The organism is Superficieibacter sp. BNK-5 (genome assembly GCF_047456055.1).
Classification (GTDB): domain Bacteria; phylum Pseudomonadota; class Gammaproteobacteria; order Enterobacterales; family Enterobacteriaceae; genus Superficieibacter.
Genome location: NZ_CP179893.1, coordinates 2423925 through 2441722 on the forward strand (window position 1 = coordinate 2423925; position 17798 = coordinate 2441722).

Annotated in this window: 16 protein-coding genes, 1 tRNA gene, 1 rRNA gene and 1 pseudogene; 11 read left to right on the forward strand and 8 right to left on the reverse strand. The window is 53.5% G+C overall.

What is annotated here, in order from left to right:
• Positions 1-6 precede the first annotated feature (6 nt).
• From accA to tilS, 5 genes and pseudogenes are all read left to right on the forward strand, one after another.
• Positions 7-966 carry an acetyl-CoA carboxylase carboxyl transferase subunit alpha gene (gene accA / locus ACMGGS_RS11555; protein WP_176919748.1) on the forward strand — a complete coding sequence of 320 codons (960 nt, stop codon included), beginning with the start codon at positions 7-9 and terminating at the stop codon, positions 964-966.
• A 163-nt stretch (positions 967-1129) separates the two neighbouring features.
• On the forward strand, positions 1130-2890 hold the full coding sequence (locus ACMGGS_RS11560) for a glycoside hydrolase family 19 protein (protein WP_414166161.1): 1761 nt from the start codon (positions 1130-1132) through the stop codon (positions 2888-2890).
• Positions 2891-2966: 76 nt separating this feature from the next.
• Positions 2967-5105, forward strand: coding sequence for a lysine decarboxylase LdcC (gene ldcC, locus ACMGGS_RS11565; RefSeq protein ID WP_414166162.1), 2139 nt, complete (start codon positions 2967-2969; stop codon positions 5103-5105).
• Between the two features lie 58 nt (positions 5106-5163).
• Complete coding sequence (locus ACMGGS_RS11570) at positions 5164-5553, forward strand: VOC family protein (protein WP_414166163.1); 390 nt, start codon at positions 5164-5166, stop codon at positions 5551-5553.
• A gap of 63 nt (positions 5554-5616) precedes the next feature.
• Positions 5617-6915 (forward strand): annotated as a pseudogene (tilS, locus tag ACMGGS_RS11575) (tRNA lysidine(34) synthetase TilS); the annotation flags it as partial.
• 33 nt (positions 6916-6948) lie between these two features.
• Here the strand turns inward: tilS and rof are convergent.
• Entirely contained in the window at positions 6949-7209 is a 261-nt protein-coding gene (rof, locus tag ACMGGS_RS11580) for a Rho-binding antiterminator (RefSeq protein ID WP_414166164.1), read from the reverse strand.
• The gene (locus tag ACMGGS_RS11585; protein WP_176919742.1) at positions 7196-7396 is read right to left on the reverse strand and encodes a YaeP family protein; all 201 of its coding nucleotides are present in this window, start codon (positions 7394-7396) and stop codon (positions 7196-7198) included. The genes rof and ACMGGS_RS11585 overlap by 14 nt, the downstream gene beginning before the upstream one ends.
• Before the next feature lie 196 nt (positions 7397-7592).
• On the opposite strand from ACMGGS_RS11585, the gene ACMGGS_RS11590 reads away from it, so the two are divergent.
• The 3 genes from ACMGGS_RS11590 to nlpE are packed head-to-tail and all read left to right on the forward strand — an operon-like array spanning position 7593 to position 9270.
• Positions 7593-8138, forward strand: coding sequence for a YaeQ family protein (locus ACMGGS_RS11590; RefSeq protein ID WP_414166165.1), 546 nt, complete (start codon positions 7593-7595; stop codon positions 8136-8138).
• Positions 8135-8557 (forward strand): alternative ribosome rescue aminoacyl-tRNA hydrolase ArfB, encoded by a 423-nt coding sequence (arfB, locus tag ACMGGS_RS11595; protein WP_414166166.1) that lies wholly within the window; start codon positions 8135-8137, stop codon positions 8555-8557. The genes ACMGGS_RS11590 and arfB overlap by 4 nt, the downstream gene beginning before the upstream one ends.
• A 32-nt stretch (positions 8558-8589) precedes the next feature.
• Positions 8590-9270: an envelope stress response activation lipoprotein NlpE gene (gene nlpE, locus ACMGGS_RS11600; protein WP_414166167.1), complete on the forward strand. Its 681-nt coding sequence runs from the start codon at positions 8590-8592 to the stop codon at positions 9268-9270.
• 51 nt (positions 9271-9321) lie between these two features.
• On the opposite strand, the gene proS is transcribed toward nlpE, so the two are convergent.
• From proS to metN, 6 genes are all read right to left on the reverse strand, one after another.
• Positions 9322-11040, reverse strand: coding sequence for a proline--tRNA ligase (proS, locus tag ACMGGS_RS11605; protein ID WP_414166168.1), 1719 nt, complete (start codon positions 11038-11040; stop codon positions 9322-9324).
• Between the two features lie 111 nt (positions 11041-11151).
• Positions 11152-11859: a tRNA (N6-threonylcarbamoyladenosine(37)-N6)-methyltransferase TrmO gene (gene tsaA / locus ACMGGS_RS11610; RefSeq protein WP_414166169.1), complete on the reverse strand. Its 708-nt coding sequence runs from the start codon at positions 11857-11859 to the stop codon at positions 11152-11154.
• A complete protein-coding gene (gene rcsF, locus ACMGGS_RS11615) occupies positions 11856-12260 on the reverse strand; it encodes an Rcs stress response system protein RcsF (protein WP_414166170.1) in 405 nt (134 codons plus the stop codon). The genes tsaA and rcsF overlap by 4 nt, the downstream gene beginning before the upstream one ends.
• Before the next feature lie 107 nt (positions 12261-12367).
• Entirely contained in the window at positions 12368-13183 is an 816-nt protein-coding gene (metQ, locus tag ACMGGS_RS11620; RefSeq protein ID WP_414166171.1) for a methionine ABC transporter substrate-binding lipoprotein MetQ, read from the reverse strand.
• A 37-nt stretch (positions 13184-13220) separates the two neighbouring features.
• Positions 13221-13874, reverse strand: a complete 654-nt coding sequence (locus ACMGGS_RS11625; protein ID WP_176919733.1) for a methionine ABC transporter permease MetI — start codon at positions 13872-13874, stop codon at positions 13221-13223.
• Positions 13867-14898: a methionine ABC transporter ATP-binding protein MetN gene (gene metN, locus ACMGGS_RS11630; protein WP_176919732.1), complete on the reverse strand. Its 1032-nt coding sequence runs from the start codon at positions 14896-14898 to the stop codon at positions 13867-13869. Before metN ends, ACMGGS_RS11625 begins: the two co-directional genes overlap by 8 nt.
• A gap of 189 nt (positions 14899-15087) precedes the next feature.
• Between metN and gmhB the strand changes: the two genes are divergently transcribed.
• From gmhB to ACMGGS_RS11645, 3 genes are all read left to right on the forward strand, one after another.
• A complete protein-coding gene (gene gmhB / locus ACMGGS_RS11635) occupies positions 15088-15648 on the forward strand; it encodes a D-glycero-beta-D-manno-heptose 1,7-bisphosphate 7-phosphatase (protein WP_194207730.1) in 561 nt (186 codons plus the stop codon).
• Between the two features lie 375 nt (positions 15649-16023).
• Positions 16024-17565, forward strand: a 16S ribosomal RNA gene (locus ACMGGS_RS11640).
• A gap of 88 nt (positions 17566-17653) precedes the next feature.
• Positions 17654-17728: transfer RNA gene (locus ACMGGS_RS11645), tRNA-Glu, on the forward strand.
• Positions 17729-17798 lie beyond the last annotated feature (70 nt).

Sequence of the window (17798 nt, forward strand, 5' to 3'; positions counted from 1 at the left end):
AATACTATGAGTCTGAATTTCCTAGATTTTGAACAGCCGATTGCAGAGCTGGAAGCGAAAATCGATTCTCTGACTGCGGTTGGCCGTCAGGATGAGAAACTGGATATTAACATCGACGAAGAAGTGCATCGTCTGCGCGAAAAAAGCGTAGAGCTGACGCGCAAAATCTTTGCCGATCTCGGCGCATGGCAGGTAGCCCAACTGGCGCGTCATCCGCTGCGCCCCTACACCCTGGATTATGTCCGCCTGGCATTTGATGAATTCGATGAGCTGGCAGGGGATCGCGCTTACGCTGATGATAAAGCTATCGTTGGCGGCATTGCGCGTCTGGATGGACGTCCGGTGATGATCATTGGTCATCAAAAAGGGCGTGAGACCAAAGAGAAAATCCGCCGTAACTTCGGTATGCCCGCACCAGAAGGTTATCGTAAAGCGCTGCGTTTGATGGAGATGGCCGAGCGTTTTAATATGCCGATCATTACCTTCATCGACACCCCTGGGGCCTATCCTGGCGTCGGCGCGGAAGAGCGCGGCCAGTCGGAAGCGATTGCCCGTAACCTGCGTGAAATGTCGCGTTTACGCGTGCCGGTTATCTGTACCGTTATTGGTGAGGGTGGCTCCGGCGGTGCGCTGGCGATTGGCGTAGGTGATAAAGTGAATATGCTGCAATACAGCACCTATTCCGTTATCTCGCCGGAAGGCTGTGCATCTATTCTGTGGAAAAGTGCCGATAAAGCGCCGCTGGCCGCTGATGCGATGGGCATCATCGCGCCGCGTTTGAAAGAGTTGAAACTCATCGACTCTATCATCCCGGAACCGCTGGGTGGCGCGCACCGTAATCCGGAAGCCATCGCCGCATCACTGAAAGCACAACTGCTGGAAGATCTGGCTGATCTTGATGTGCTGGGCAAAGACGATCTGCTCAACCGTCGTTATCATCGCCTGATGAGCTACGGTTACGCCTGATTTTTTGATGACGTTATCACTGAAGGCCGGGATTTTCCCGGCTTTTTTATAGCTAAAAAATGAGATTGTGATGAGACCATATGATTAGCCAATGAGGCTATTTCTCCCTGAGACTACAGGCACTGCCAGGCATTCGGCAGTGAATACCATCAAGGAGAAGAATATGGCATTGCAAAAAAACATGGCGCTGAGCGCCATAGCAGCAGGGATCCTGCTCGGTTTATCAACCGCTCATGCGGCATTACTTAGCGACAGCGCGGCGGTCACCATCAAAACCAGCGAACTGGCGGCGAAAGAAAAAGCGCTTACCAGTTCCCCGTTAATGGCGGCGGTGAAATCCTCCATCGCGACCCTCGATAACGCGGAAGTGGAAAAAATCACGCCAGGACGGGCAGCAAACCCGGCTAACGTTAAACGTGTAGAAAGCATTCTGAGCGAAAAAGACTGGGATTTTCTGTTCCCGCTGCGTGCACCGGAATACACCTACCTTAACTTCCTGAAAGCGATTGGCAAATTTCCTGCCGTCTGCGGGACTTATACCGATGGCCGGGACAGCGATGCGATCTGCCGTAAGACGATGGCAACGATGTTTGCGCACTTTGCTCAGGAAACCGGCGGTCATGAAAGCTGGCGCGATATTCCTGAATGGCGTCAGGCGCTGGTCTACCTGCGCGAAGTGGGCTGGGTAGAAGGTCAGAAAGGCGGCTATAACGGCGAATGTAACCCTGATGTCTGGCAGGGACAGACCTGGCCGTGCGGTAAAGACAAAGACGGCGATTTTGTCAGCTACTTTGGTCGTGGGGCAAAACAGCTTTCCTATAACTACAACTACGGTCCGTTCTCTGATGCAATGTATGGCGACGTCCGTCCGTTGCTGGATAAACCTGAAATCGTCGCGGATACCTGGATGAACCTCGCGAGCGCGGTCTTCTTCTTTGTTTACCCGCAGCCGCCGAAGCCGTCCATGCTGCATGTTATTGATGGCACCTGGCAGCCGAACGATCACGATAAAGCAAATGGCCTGGTTTCTGGCTTTGGCGTAACCATTCAAATCATTAACGGCGGCGTTGAATGTGGTGGTGCGAATGAGATGGCGCAGTCACTCAACCGTATTGCCTATTACAAAGAGTTCGCTAATTACCTGAAAGTCCCGGTTCCTGCTGACGAAGTGCTGGGTTGCAAGAACATGAAGCAGTTCGACGAAGGTGGTGCAGGCGCGCTGCCGATTTACTGGGAGCAGGACTGGGGATGGAGCGCGGATACTGCCGACGGCAAAACCTACTCCTGTCAGCTGGTGGGCTATCAGACGCCTTTCACCGCCTTCAAACAGGGTGATTACGCAAAATGCGTCCAGCACTTTTTCAACGTTAATATCGTTGATGACAGCGGCAACGTGCAGCCGGAACCCACGCCTGCTCCAACGCCAACGCCGACCCCAGCGCCTGCCGCCAACGTTGCGCCGGTCGCCCACATTGCCGGACCGGTTGGCGCAGTCGAAGCGGGAAGCCTGGTATCTCTGAGCGCAGCGGGATCGTCGGATGCCAACGGTGACAAACTCACCTACACCTGGATGTCGCAGGATGGTCAGACCCTCAGCGGTGCGGATAAAGCCGTTATCACTTTCAATGCTCCGGCGAAAGACAAAGACGCACAGTATGTCATTAGTCTGAAAGTGAGCGATGGTTCACTTAGCAGCATGACCAGCTATACGCTGAACGTCAAAGCGAAAGGGTCGCAGGACGATACCATCGACTACCCGGCATGGAGCGCCACTAAACAGTGGAAAGCTGACGATATCGTCAATAACCACGGAGTGCTCTACCAGTGCAAACCGCTGCCGGCAGGGGCCTGGTGTAACGTCGCGCCGTCCTACTACGAGCCTGGTGCGGGTATTGCCTGGCAGGATGCGTGGAAAGCGCTGTAATGAAATAAATCACGCCGGTGCAACGCGCTGGCGTGATTGTTACTATGCTTAGCTATGGTTTTTTCAGGAGTAACGCGTGAATATCATAGCTATCATGGGGCCGCACGGGGTCTATTATAAAGACGAGCCGATCAAAGAGCTTGAAAGTGCGCTTCTGGCGCAGGGCTTCAAAATCATCTGGCCGCAAAACAGTTCCGATCTGCTGAAGTTTATCGAGCATAATCCACGTATTTGCGGCGTCATTTTCGACTGGGATGAATATTCCGTTGATTTATGCAGCGACATTAACCAGCTCAACGAATATCTTCCGCTGTATGCCTTTATCAATACGCATTCGACGCTGGACGTCAGCGTGCATGATATGCGAATGGCGCTGTGGTTTTTTGAATATTCCCTCGGCGTCGCTGAAGATATTGTGGGCCGGATTCGGCAATATACCGGTGAATATCTGGACAACATCACGCCGCCGTTTACCAAAGCACTGTTCAACTATGTCAAAGAGGGAAAGTACACGTTCTGTACGCCCGGACATATGGCAGGAACGGCCTATCAGAAAAGCCCGGTTGGCTGTCTGTTTTATGATTTTTTTGGTGGCAATACGCTGAAAGCGGACGTGTCGATTTCTGTCACCGAGCTTGGCTCGCTGCTCGATCATACCGGCCCGCATCTCGAAGCTGAAGAGTATATCGCCCGCACTTTTGGCGCGGAGCAAAGCTATATGGTCACCAACGGCACATCGACCTCGAATAAAATTGTCGGGATGTATGCTGCGCCGACCGGCAGTACGCTGCTGATTGATCGTAACTGCCATAAGTCGCTGGCGCATTTGCTGATGATGAGCGACGTCGTGCCGCTGTGGCTGAAGCCGACACGTAACGCGCTGGGGATCCTCGGCGGCATTCCACGGCGTGAGTTTACCCGTGACAGCCTGAGCGAAAAGGTCGCCTCCACGCCGCAGGCGCAGTGGCCGGTACACGCGGTGATCACCAATTCTACCTATGATGGCCTGCTGTACAACACCAACTGGATCAAGCAGACGCTGGATGTGCCGTCGATCCATTTTGATTCGGCCTGGGTTCCCTATACTCACTTCCACCCGATTTATCAGGGAAAAAGCGGGATGAGCGGCGAGCGCGTACCGGGGAAAGTGATTTTTGAAACCCAGTCGACGCACAAAATGCTCGCCGCGCTTTCCCAGGCCTCGCTTATCCATATTAAAGGTGATTACGATGAGGACACCTTTAACGAAGCCTTTATGATGCATACCTCGACGTCGCCAAGCTACCCGATTGTCGCCTCGATTGAAACGGCGGCGGCCATGCTGCGCGGCAATCCGGGTAAACGGCTCATTAACCGCTCCGTCGAACGGGCGCTGCATTTTCGTAAAGAGGTACAGCGGCTAAGAGAAGAATCCGAAGGCTGGTTCTTCGATATCTGGCAACCGGAAGAGGTCGATGAGGCGGAATGCTGGCCGGTGGCACCCGGAGAGACGTGGCACGGGTTTAACGACGCCGACGCCGATCATATGTTTCTCGATCCGGTCAAAGTGACGATCTTAACGCCGGGAATGGACGAGCAGGGCAACATGAGCGAGGAGGGGATCCCCGCTGCGCTGGTGGCCAAATTCCTCGACGAGCGCGGCGTGGTGGTGGAGAAAACCGGCCCCTATAATCTGCTATTTCTGTTCAGCATCGGCATCGATAAAACCCGGGCGATGGGATTATTACGCGGGCTGACCGAGTTTAAGCGCGCCTACGATCTTAATCTGCGGGTGAAAAACATGCTGCCGGATCTCTATGCTGAAGATCCCGATTTCTATCGCAATATGCGCATTCAGGATCTGGCGCAGGGGATCCACAAGCTCATCCGCCAGCACGATCTTTCCCGCCTGATGCTGCGGGCGTTTGACGTGTTACCGGAAATGAAAATGACCCCGCATCAGGCGTGGCAGCGACAGATCAAGGGCGATGTGGAAACGATTGAACTGGAGAAGCTGGTGGGGCGTATCTCGGCAAACATGATCCTGCCGTATCCACCGGGCGTGCCACTCCTGATGCCGGGGGAGATGATCACCGAAGAAAGTCGTGCGGTGCTCGATTTCCTGCTGATGCTGTGCTCTGTCGGCCGTCATTATCCCGGTTTTGAAACCGATATTCACGGCGCGAAGCGTGATGAAGAGGGCGTTTATCGGGTGAGAGTCTTAAAAAGCGCATGAGCACTTGCAGAGCTTTGGGCAGGGCAGTAACGTGCTGGCATATGCTAAGGAGAAGATTATGCTGGGTTTAAAACAGGTTCATCATATTGCGATTATTGCCACGGACTACGCCAGAAGTAAGGCGTTTTACTGCGACATTCTGGGGTTTACGCTACAGGGCGAGTTCTATCGTGCTGAACGCGACTCGTGGAAGGGCGATCTGGCGCTTAATGGTCAATATGTTATCGAGCTTTTTTCGTTTCCTTTCCCGCCCTCGCGTCCCAGTCGTCCGGAAGCATGTGGTTTGCGCCATCTGGCGTTCAGCGTGGACGATATTGATCAGGCCGTTGCCCATCTGAGTGCCCACGGGGTTGTGTGTGAGCCGATTCGTATCGATCCTTTCACCGATAAACGCTTCACCTTCTTTAACGATCCCGACGGCCTGCCGCTGGAGCTGTACCAGCAGTAACGCTTGCCAAGCGCGACATTGCCCGGTAACGTTCCGGGCAACGTTCCTTAAGCCAGTTCGATCATGACAGTGCCAGCCATAGCCCATTCTCTTCATCCTCACCGCCAGTTTCTGATTGCCTTCAGCGGGGGACTTGACTCCACGGTTCTGCTGCATCAGATGGTGTGCTGGCGCAGGCAGTCGCCAGATGTCACCCTGCGCGCTATTCATATTCATCACGGTATCAGTCCGTTTGCCGATGACTGGGTGACGCATTGCGAGGACATCTGCCAGCAGTGGCAAGTGCCGCTGAGTGTGAAACGGGTTACGCTGGTGGATGAAGGGCTGGGGACCGAGGCGCATGCCCGACAGGCGCGGTATCAGGCTTTTCGTGAAGCCCTGCGGCCAGGGGAGGTGCTGGTGACGGCGCAGCACCTTGACGATCAATGTGAGACCTTTTTACTGGCGCTCAAGCGCGGCAGTGGCCCGGCGGGACTATCCGCGATGGCCCGCGTTTCGCCGTTTGCTGACAGCGTATTGATCCGCCCCCTTCTGGGTGAAAGCCGGCATGCGTTAAGCCAGTGGGCTGAACGTCACCATCTACGCTGGATAGAAGATGAGAGCAATCAGGATGAGGCCTATGACCGCAATTTTCTGCGCTTACAGGTATTGCCACGGCTGAACGCGCGCTGGCCACATTTTGCTCAGGCCACCGCGCGCAGCGCGGAACTGTGCGCCGAGCAGGAGCAGTTGCTGGATGAATTGCTTGGCGATGAATTAGGCTCGCTGGTGGATGAACACGGCGCGCTGGATCTGCCGCCGTTGCAGGCCAAAAGCCCGGTGTTTCGCGCCGCGATACTGCGTCGCTGGCTGGCACGCCACGGTGCGCCGATGCCGTCGCGCGAGATGCTGGCGCGCATCTGGCAGGAAATGGCCCTGGCGCGTGAAGATGCCTCGCCCTGCCTGCGAATGGGGGGATTTGAGCTTCGCCGGTATCGGAGCAAGTTATGGTGGGTGACACCGCTTCCGCCACAGACAGGTAATATTTTTCCCTGGTCTGATATCCGCCAGACGTTATCGCTGCCCGACGGGCTGGGCCAGTTATCGCTGGTGCCAGGCGGCGATATGCGTCTGCCGCTGGCCGATGAGCCGGTTTCGGTCCGTTTTAAGGCCGCGGGAACATTGCATATTGTCGGGCGCAACGGCGGGCGCAAGCTCAAGAAAATTTGGCAGGAACTGGGCGTCGCGCCCTGGCATCGGGATACCACGCCACTCCTGTTTTACGGCGAAACGCTGGTGGCTGCGGCAGGTTACTTTATCACGCGGGATGGGCAGGCAGAGGTCGGTACTGGCGTGACGCTGGTGCAGGATCGGGAAAAGTCGGGTAACGCAATGCTTACCCGACAAGAGGAGGACTCAGGATTCACTCACCACTACGGTGCCGATGTCCGGGTGGCTAAAGCTGGAAATTTTGTCCAGGCGCAGTTCACGGCTGGTGCCGGACGCCTCCACAACCAGATACTCGATGTTTTTGCGCGAGACTAAATCCGCGGCTTTCGCCTTCAGTACTTCACCGTCTTTCAGTTCCAGCGTCAGCAAAAGATGCTGCTGGCAGGCGAGCTCGAGATTGTCATAGTCATCGCAATTGATGGGTTGATACGTTTCATTCATTGACATAATCGCTCACCAGTAAGTTCGCGGCAGCATACGCCGCCTTTTCTCTGACCGACTCTGAAAGGACATCATCCGCAGCCATTTCATTGAGCACTTTTAGTACGCAACCCAGCGCATCCGGGATATACCCCAAATCTCCGCTGGCGATTTCCGCATATCGCTTGCGTATTAACTCACAATATTGTTCCACATTCCCTCCTGTCAATGTCCTGACTTCACCGTGGATGCAAGTTTAAGCCTACGAAGATAAACCCTGTTTAGCAAGGCGACTATACCATAATCAAGTAAGCAATATCAGCGGGATGAAAACGTACCTGGATCACAGGGAACAGCCTTTTGCCGCCATTTTCGCTACAATAGAGGCTACTTTTTGAAGGAGCAGTTTCATGGCGCTGAAAGCGACAATTTATAAAGCGGTAGTTAACGTGGCCGATATGGATCGCCATCAGTATCTTGATGCGACACTCACTCTGGCGCGTCATCCCTCTGAGACACAGGAACGCATGATGTTGCGTCTGCTGGCGTGGATTAAGTACGCCAATGAACGTCTTCAGTTTACGCGTGGGCTGAGTGCCGAAGAGGAGCCGGAAGCGTGGCTGCGCAACGATCATCTGGGCATTGATTTGTGGATTGAGCTGGGTCTGCCGGACGAACGGCGGATTAAAAAAGCCTGCTCTCAGTCCGCCGAGGTGGCGTTGTTTACCTATAACAGCCGCGCGGCCGATATCTGGTGGCAGCAGAACCAAAGTAAACTGTCATCGTTTAAAAATCTGAGCATCTGGTATCTCGACGATGCGCAGCTGGCGCAATTAAGCGCTTTCGCCGCCCGCACCATGACCTTACAGGCGACGATTCAGGAAGGGGCGATCTGGTTATCGGATAACGATAATAATCTGGAAATTCAGTTCACTGCCTGGCAGCAGCCCGCATGATCGCCCTATCCGGTAGCGTGGCGATTAGTGAAGATGAATTCACCATTACGGCCATTCGCGCGCAAGGGGCGGGCGGACAAAATGTGAATAAAACCTCAACGGCGATCCATTTACGTTTTGACATCCGGGCATCAACGCTGCCAGATTACTATAAAGAGCGCCTTCTTGCCGCCAGTCACCATTTGATCACCGATGACGGGACAATCATTATTAAATCGCAGGAGCACCGGACGCAGGAGATGAACCGGGAAGCGGCGATTGCCCGGCTGGTGTCGGTGATTCAGGAGCTGACGGTGGTGCAAAAAAGCCGCCGACCGACACGCCCTACGCGCGCTTCGAAAGAGCGGCGGCTGGCGTCAAAAGCGCAGAAATCTTCGGTAAAATCGCTGCGTGGGAAAGTGAAACGCTCAACGGAATAAGTCGGGGAAGATAACATCATAAGGAACCTGAGGTGAAAAAAGTCATATTATCCGCTGTAGCGGCGTGGGCGCTGGTTGCGCTCATCGGCTGTAATCACCGCACCGAGGTTGAGACAGTTCAACCTGACCTGGCGGAACTGAAGCCGATGCAGCAAAGCTGGCGTGGCGTGTTGCCCTGCGCCGATTGTGAAGGCATTGAAACGTCCTTGTTTCTGGAGAAAGATGGTAGCTGGGTGATGAACTCGCATTATCTCGGTAGCGCAGAAAAAAATGCTGCTTTTGCCACCTATGGTACATGGGCAAGAACCGCTGATAAGCTGGTACTGACGGATACCCAGGGTGAAAAATATTACTATCATGCGAAGGGCGAGGCGCTGGAGATGCTCGATCGTGATGGTAATCCAATTACGTCACAGTTTAACCATACGCTTGAACCGGTGACAGCCAGTCTGCCGGACACGCCGATGGCGATGCGCGGTATGTATCGCTCCGTCGCAGGTATTGCGACCTTTACCGACTGTACGACTGAGAAATCGGTGAGGATGGACAACGCCGTCCAGGACGCAGGAACACGTGGTGAAGATAAGCCGGTACTGTTGCTGATTGAAGGACACTTTTCGTTTAAGGCCGAGCCTGGTAGCCGCGAGCAGATAAAAGTGTTAACGCCTGACAGCAAAATGACATTTGTACCTGATAAAGGCTGTAAGGAATAAAAAAAGCCCCGCGCTGACTGGCGCGGGGCTGCGTAAAGCGAAATTCAGGCGTTAGCCTTTGATCGCTTTGACCAGATAACTAACGATGTCGCCAGTCTTGATCAGCTGTTTCTCGCCGTTACGGCGATATTTATATTCAATATCGTCGTTGTCGAGGTTACGATCACCCAGCACGATGGTGTGCGGAATGCCAATCAGCTCCATGTCGGCAAACATTACGCCCGGACGCTCTTTACGATCGTCCATCAGCACCTCAATGCCCTGCGCGCGCAGTTCGGCATACAGCTTTTCTGCCAGCTCCTGAACGCGGAAAGACTTGTGCATATTCATCGGCAGAATGGCGACATGGAACGGGGCGATAGCATCAGGCCATACAATGCCACGCTCATCATTATTCTGCTCAATAGCGGCGGCTACCACGCGGGTTACCCCGATGCCATAGCAGCCCATAGTCAGAGTCTGGTTGCGACCATCTTCACCCTGTACCGACGCTTTCAGCGCTTCAGAATATTTGGTGCCGAGCTGGAAGATATGGCCCACTTCGATACCGCGTTTGATCAGCAGCGTGCCCTGTCCATCCGGGCTTGGATCGCCAGCTACCACGTTACGAATATCAGCCACTTCTGGCGTCGCCACATCGCGATCCCAGTTAATACCGAAATAGTGTTTGCCATCGATGTTCGCACCCGCGGCGAAGTCGCTCATGGCGGCAACGGTACGGTCAATTACCACCGGCATCGGCATATTTACCGGGCCGAGGGAACCCGGACCGGCATTCACCAGCGCGCGGATCTCTTCTTCCGTCGCGAAGGTCAGCGGGCTGGCAACCTGCGGCAGTTTTTCTGCTTTGACTTCGTTCAGTTCATGATCGCCGCGAACCAGCAGGGCAATCAGCGGAGATTTGCTGCCTTCAACGGTTTTCACCAGCAGCGTTTTGACCGTTTTTTCAATCGGCAGATTGAACTGCTCAACCAGCTCGGCAATGGTTTTGGCATTCGGCGTATCCACCACGGTCATTTCCTGAGTGGCGGCGGCACGGGGTGCTTTTGGTGCGACAGCTTCAGCAAATTCAATGTTGGCGGCGTAGTCAGAAGTATCGGAGAAGATCACATCATCTTCGCCGCTCTGCGCCAGTACCTGAAATTCATGTGAGGCGCTACCGCCGATAGAACCGGTATCTGCCTGTACCGCACGGAAATCCAGACCCATGCGGCTGAAGATTTTGCTGTACGCGGCGTACATGACATCATAGGTTTCCTGCAACGATTGCTGGGAGGTATGGAAAGAGTAGGCATCTTTCATCAGGAATTCGCGGGAACGCATGACGCCAAAGCGCGGACGCACTTCGTCGCGAAACTTGGTCTGGATCTGGAAGAAGTTCAGCGGCAGTTGCTTGTAGGAGCTTAGTTCATTGCGGATCAGGTCGGTGATCACTTCTTCGTGTGTCGGACCGAGGACGAACGGACGCTCGCCACGGTCAACGAAACGCAGCAGTTCCGGGCCGTACTGCTCCCAACGACCGCTCTCAACCCACAAATCGGCCGGTTGAACCACTGGCATCGACACCTCGATGGCACCGGCGTTGTTCATTTCTTCACGCACGATGTTTTCGACTTTTTTCAGAACGCGCAGGCCGGTCGGCAGCCAGGTATATAACCCGGAGGCCAGCTTGCGGATCATCCCGGCGCGCAGCATCAGCTGGTGGCTGATGACCTCGGCGTCGGCAGGTGTCTCCTTCAGAGTGGAGAGCAGATATTGGCTAGTACGCATGTTATTACGGTTCCATTTGGACGATCGGAACAGGCTCAGTGCGAGCCTGACGCAAAAAAAGTGGTTTAGTTTACCAGTGTGGCGGGGATGCCAAAAGAGAGAGCGATAAAATTAGCGTGCTTCCAGGGCAAAGACTTCAAATCCAGCATCACTGACACGCCAGCGCACGTTGAAGTCCTCCAGCCATACCGCGTAGGTTTTACCCGTTTCTTCCTCTTTCCGATAGGCCGGGCGTGGATCCTGCGCCAGCACCTCACTAATGAACGTTCTAAAATGCGGATACTGCGTTTGCAATGAGAGGAGGTAGTGTTCAACGTCGGCAGTAAAGGTGACGGCCATATCTGCTAATGGCGGCTGTTGCGCATAGCCCGCACGGGCGTCAGGCAGTGATTCGGCGAAGGGCAGATAGGGTTTGATATCAATGACCGGCGTGCCATCGACCAGATCCAACCCACCTAATTGCAGGATCACCTGTTCTTTGTGGCAACGTATCCCCTTTAACTCAACCAGCGACATGCCGACAGGGTTCGGGCGAAAGGTCGAGCGGGTGGCAAAAACGCCCATTCTGGTGTTACCGCCAAGCCGGGGAGGGCGTACCGTGGGACGCCAGCCGCCCTCCATGGTCTGATGAAACACAAAGACAATCCACAAATGACTGAATGTCTCCAGACCACGTACTGCTTCAGCGTGGTTGTAGGGCGCAAGCAGATGAAGTTCGCCGCCTGCGCTTTTTACCAGCCCTGGCTGACGCGGTACGGCAAACTTCTCTTTATAAGGTGAGCGGATAACGCCTATCTGCTCAAACTGAAATGCACTCATTTTGCCGAAACGTTAAGTGCGGATCCGACGCAAACAGCCTGACGATAGCAGCCTGGCGTGCCGCTGGTGACTTCACAACTGTGCAGCAGAACGGCATTGGCATGCATTTTAGAGGCATTAATCTGCATACGTTTACGGGCGGTCGGGATATTCGGCGGTGAATCCTGATTCGAGGCCTGGCAGGAATCACCCGAGACTTCACCCAGATCGCGGAAAGGTTTTCCGACTAATGCTTCCGCATCCGTATAGATTTTTACTGGCGCGGTATAGGTTGTTTTTGGTTTTGCGGGTTCCGCTTTTGGCGGGACAGCGGTGCTTTGAACAGGTTCGACGGGAGATCTGCTTAATATGGAGCAGCCGCTGAGCATAAGTGCGACTAAACAGATCGGTAAAGCACGCATAATATTTCCTCAATGAATAACTGGGTGGTGAACTATTGAATCAGGTGCCCGCATAAATGACAAGACGGGCATAAGCCCGTCCTGAATGATATTACAGCGAGAAAAGATTACCAGCCTTTAACAGCACCGCCGTTAAACACTTTGTTAGCTTCCTGGTAAACTTCATCCGACTGATAAGCCTGAACAAACTTTTTCACGTTTTCCGCGTCTTTATTATCTTCACGCGCCACGATCAGGTTCACATACGGGGAATCTTTGTCTTCAACGAAGATACCGTCTTTCGCCGGTGTCAGACCGATCTGGCTGGCGTAGGTCGTATTAATGACCGCCAGCGCGATTTGTGCATCGTCCAGCGAGCGCGGCAGTTGAGGTGCTTCCAGTTCAACCAGCTTCAGGTTTTTCGGATTTTCCGTAACGTCAAGGACGGTTGGCAGCAGGCCCACGCCGTCTTTCAGTTTTATCAGACCTTGTTTTTGCAGCAGCAGCAGAGAGCGTCCGAGATTGGTCGGATCGTTAGGCACAGCAACCTGTGAGCCATCCTGTAATTCATCAAGCGATTTGATTTTTTTGGAGTAGCCTGCAATCGGATATACAAACGTATTGCCAGCGATAGCCAGTTTATAACCACGATCTTTAATTTGCTGATCCAGATACGGTTTATGCTGGAAGGCATTGGCGTCGATATCACCTTTGCTCAGCGCTTCGTTCGGCAGGACATAGTCGTTAAACGTCACCAGTTCGACATCCAGACCGTATTTTTCTTTCGCCACTTTTTGCGCGACTTCGGCAACCTGTTGTTCAGCACCGACAATTACGCCGACTTTAATATGGTTGGGATCCTTTTCATCCTGGCCGCAACCCACCAGGGCCAGAGAACCGATCAACGCTCCGACTGCCGCAAAGGTTTTAAATTTGAACGTCATACTATTTCCTTACTTAGCGTATTAGTGTTGTGTGATGCTATTTATGAGTGACAGAACGGACGATACGATCGCCTGCGAACTGAATTAAATAAACCAGAACGACGAGCAATACCAGCACCGTATTCATTACCGTGGCGTTATACCCGATATAACCATACTGGTAGCCTATCTGCCCGAGGCCACCTGCACCGACAGCACCGCCCATTGCGGAGTAGCCGACCAGGGTGATCAGCGTGATCGTTGCGGCATTCACCAGGCCCGGCAAGGCTTCCGGCAGTAGCACTTTGCGCACGATCTGCATTGGGGTGGCTCCCATTGCGCGCGAGGCTTCGATCAGCCCGGCGGGGATCTCCAGCAGCGCATTCTCAACCATACGGGCAATAAACGGTGCTGCACCGACGGTAAGCGGAACAATAGCGGCCTGTAACCCAATAGAGGTGCCGACAATGACACGAGTAAAGGGGATCATCCATACCAGTAAGATAATGAACGGAATGGAACGGAAAATATTTACCAGCGCCGACAGGGTGCGGTAAAGCTTCGCATTCTCAATGATTTGTCCCGGACGAGTCACATATAAAAGTACCCCTACCGGCAGGCCGATGACAAAGCCGAAGAAACCGGAAACAAAGGTCATGGCCAGCGTTTCCCATACGCCACGCAGTAATAACCACATCATTGGCTCAGACATAACCCAGTACCTCTATTTTCACGTGGTGTTCCTGCAACCAGGCAATGGCAGCTTGTGTATCTTGTTGCGCGCCGTGCATTTCGGTCAGCATGATGCCGAACTTAACGCCACCGGCATAATCCATCTGCGCGCTGATAATATTGTTGTTAACGTTAAAACGACGAGCGGTTTCTGACAGCAGCGGGGCGTCGACCGACTGGCCAGTGAATTCCATGCGCAGCATCGGCACGCTATCCGCAGTAGATTCGGCTTTCAGACGCAGCAGATAATCTTCCGGAATATCCAGATGCAGCGTGGACTGAATAAACTGTTGTGCCAGCGGCGTTTTCGGGTGAGAAAACACTTCGCTGACTTTATCCTGTTCGATAAGCTCGCCGTTGCTAATCACGGCTACGCAATCGCAGATACGCTTCACCACATCCATTTCATGTGTGATCAGCAGAATGGTCAGCCCTAAACGGCGATTGATATCCTTTAATAGTTCGAGAATGGAACGCGTTGTGGCAGGATCGAGGGCGCTGGTGGCTTCATCACACAGCAGAACTTTCGGATTGCTGGCAAGGGCGCGGGCAATGGCCACACGCTGCTTTTGGCCGCCGGAAAGATTGGCCGGGTAGCTGTCATGTTTATCACTCAGCCCCACCAGGTCGAGCAGCTCTTTCACCCGGCGATTGATTTCTTCGCGCGGCGTAGCATCCAGTTCAAGCGGTAGCGCTACATTACCAAAAACGGTGCGCGAGGCCAGCAGGTTAAAATGCTGGAAAATCATGCCTATCTGACGACGCGCTTTTGTGAGGGCGGAAGCAGAAAGCGTGGTGAGTTCCTGGCCGTCAACCTGCACGCTCCCCTGTGTCGGGCGCTCAAGTAAGTTTACGCAGCGGATAAGCGTACTTTTACCCGCGCCAGAGGCGCCAATGACGCCGTAGATTTGTCCGGCAGGAATATGCAGGCTGACATCGTTCAGAGCCTGGATAGTGTGATTTCCTTGCTGGAAAACCTTAGTAATATTGGAAAGTTTAATCATTAGAGTATTTGTTATCGCTCTGGTGTTAGCCGTGGCATTTTCTTCTGCCATAGACGGGGAGTACCCGCTAATGTGATGGATGTTAAGGCATCCAGACGGCTAAATCAATCTGGCTTTATGCTTTCAGCGCTTTAATGGTCGCTGAAACATGCGATACTAACGGAACATGCCTTTTTCAGGAGCAATGCGGTGGCAAAATCAGTACCAGCTATATTTCTCGATCGTGACGGCACGCTTAACGTCGATCATGGTTATGTACACGAAATTGATGCGTTTGAATTTATTGATGGCGTGATCGACGCCATGCGTGAATTAAAAGAAATGGGCTATGCGCTGGTGCTGGTGACAAACCAGTCCGGTATCGCACGCGGTAAGTTCACCGAAGAGCAGTTTGAAACGCTGACAGAATGGATGGACTGGTCGCTGGCAGATCGTGGTGTCGATTTAGATGGCATCTACTATTGCCCTCATCACCCGCAGGGCAGCGTGGAAGAATTCCGTCAGACCTGTGATTGTCGTAAGCCTCATCCAGGCATGCTGCTCTCGGCAAAGGACTATCTGCACATTGATATGGCCGCTTCTTATATGGTGGGCGATAAAATGGAGGATATGCAGGCGGCAGCGGCAGCGGGCGTCGGCACAAAAGTGCTGGTGCGAACCGGTAAGCCGGTAACCGAAGACGCAGAAAAAGCGGCTGATTGGGTGATTAACAGCCTTGCAGACCTGCCATCGGCTATCAAAAAGCGCTAAAAACAGGCGTTATGCTCAAAAGGTGAGCGGTTGAAATAAAATTGCATTTTTCCCCTTGTCATACGGCGCGAACTCCCTATAATGCGCCTCCATCGACACGGCGGATGTGAATCACTTCACACAAACAGCCGTTTCGGTTGAAGAGAAAAATCCTGAAATTCAGGGTTGACTCTGAAAGAGGAAAGCGTAATATACGCCACCTCGCGACGGTGAGCTGTAAGCCGCGTCGCAACTGCTCTTTAACAATTTATCAGACAATCTGTGTGGGCACTCGAAGATACGGATTCTTAATGCCGAAAGGCAAAAAATGAATACCAAGTCTCAAGAGTGAACACGTAATTCATTACGAAGTTTAATTCTTTGAGCATCAAACTTAAATTGAAGAGTTTGATCATGGCTCAGATTGAACGCTGGCGGCAGGCCTAACACATGCAAGTCGAACGGTAACAGGAAGCAGCTTGCTGCTTCGCTGACGAGTGGCGGACGGGTGAGTAATGTCTGGGAAACTGCCTGATGGAGGGGGATAACTACTGGAAACGGTAGCTAATACCGCATAACGTCTTCGGACCAAAGAGGGGGACCTTCGGGCCTCTTGCCATCGGATGTGCCCAGATGGGATTAGCTAGTTGGTGGGGTAACGGCTCACCAAGGCGACGATCCCTAGCTGGTCTGAGAGGATGACCAGCCACACTGGAACTGAGACACGGTCCAGACTCCTACGGGAGGCAGCAGTGGGGAATATTGCACAATGGGCGCAAGCCTGATGCAGCCATGCCGCGTGTATGAAGAAGGCCTTCGGGTTGTAAAGTACTTTCAGCGGGGAGGAAGGCGACAAGGCTAATAACCTTGTCGATTGACGTTACCCGCAGAAGAAGCACCGGCTAACTCCGTGCCAGCAGCCGCGGTAATACGGAGGGTGCAAGCGTTAATCGGAATTACTGGGCGTAAAGCGCACGCAGGCGGCGTGTCAAGTCGGATGTGAAATCCCCGGGCTCAACCCGGGAACTGCATTCGAAACTGGCATGCTAGAGTCTTGTAGAGGGGGGTAGAATTCCAGGTGTAGCGGTGAAATGCGTAGAGATCTGGAGGAATACCGGTGGCGAAGGCGGCCCCCTGGACAAAGACTGACGCTCAGGTGCGAAAGCGTGGGGAGCAAACAGGATTAGATACCCTGGTAGTCCACGCCGTAAACGATGTCGACTTGGAGGTTGTGCCCTTGAGGCGTGGCTTCCGGAGCTAACGCGTTAAGTCGACCGCCTGGGGAGTACGGCCGCAAGGTTAAAACTCAAATGAATTGACGGGGGCCCGCACAAGCGGTGGAGCATGTGGTTTAATTCGATGCAACGCGAAGAACCTTACCTGGTCTTGACATCCACAGAACCTGGCAGAGATGCCGGGGTGCCTTCGGGAACTGTGAGACAGGTGCTGCATGGCTGTCGTCAGCTCGTGTTGTGAAATGTTGGGTTAAGTCCCGCAACGAGCGCAACCCTTATCCTTTGTTGCCAGCGGTCCGGCCGGGAACTCAAAGGAGACTGCCAGTGATAAACTGGAGGAAGGTGGGGATGACGTCAAGTCATCATGGCCCTTACGACCAGGGCTACACACGTGCTACAATGGCATATACAAAGAGAAGCGACCTCGCGAGAGCAAGCGGACCTCATAAAGTATGTCGTAGTCCGGATCGGAGTCTGCAACTCGACTCCGTGAAGTCGGAATCGCTAGTAATCGTGGATCAGAATGCCACGGTGAATACGTTCCCGGGCCTTGTACACACCGCCCGTCACACCATGGGAGTGGGTTGCAAAAGAAGTAGGTAGCTTAACCTTCGGGAGGGCGCTTACCACTTTGTGATTCATGACTGGGGTGAAGTCGTAACAAGGTAACCGTAGGGGAACCTGCGGTTGGATCACCTCCTTACCTTAAAGAAACGTTCTTTGAAGTGCTCACACAGATTGTCTGATGAAAAAGTAACGAGCAAGACGGCTGCGAAGTCGTGACACTCCGTGTCCCCTTCGTCTAGCGGTTAGGACTCCGCCCTTTCACGGCGGCAACAGGGGTTCGAATCCCCTAGGGGACGCCACTTGCTGGCTGTGGGTGAAAGGCACAACCAAACGTATCTCAAAACTGACTGTATCAGTCACGTTTGAGAT

Coding starts and splice junctions, on each gene's coding strand:
- accA (WP_176919748.1), top strand. CDS start 7: ATGAGTCTGAATTTCCTAGATTTTGAACAGCCGATTGCAGAGCTGGAA.
- ACMGGS_RS11560 (WP_414166161.1), top strand. CDS start 1,130: ATGGCATTGCAAAAAAACATGGCGCTGAGCGCCATAGCAGCAGGGATC.
- ACMGGS_RS11570 (WP_414166163.1), top strand. CDS start 5,164: ATGCTGGGTTTAAAACAGGTTCATCATATTGCGATTATTGCCACGGAC.
- rof (WP_414166164.1), bottom strand. CDS start 7,209: ATGTCAATGAATGAAACGTATCAACCCATCAATTGCGATGACTATGAC.
- ACMGGS_RS11590 (WP_414166165.1), top strand. CDS start 7,593: ATGGCGCTGAAAGCGACAATTTATAAAGCGGTAGTTAACGTGGCCGAT.
- arfB (WP_414166166.1), top strand. CDS start 8,135: ATGATCGCCCTATCCGGTAGCGTGGCGATTAGTGAAGATGAATTCACC.
- proS (WP_414166168.1), bottom strand. CDS start 11,040: ATGCGTACTAGCCAATATCTGCTCTCCACTCTGAAGGAGACACCTGCC.
- tsaA (WP_414166169.1), bottom strand. CDS start 11,859: ATGAGTGCATTTCAGTTTGAGCAGATAGGCGTTATCCGCTCACCTTAT.
- rcsF (WP_414166170.1), bottom strand. CDS start 12,260: ATGCGTGCTTTACCGATCTGTTTAGTCGCACTTATGCTCAGCGGCTGC.
- metQ (WP_414166171.1), bottom strand. CDS start 13,183: ATGACGTTCAAATTTAAAACCTTTGCGGCAGTCGGAGCGTTGATCGGT.
- ACMGGS_RS11625 (WP_176919733.1), bottom strand. CDS start 13,874: ATGTCTGAGCCAATGATGTGGTTATTACTGCGTGGCGTATGGGAAACG.
- metN (WP_176919732.1), bottom strand. CDS start 14,898: ATGATTAAACTTTCCAATATTACTAAGGTTTTCCAGCAAGGAAATCAC.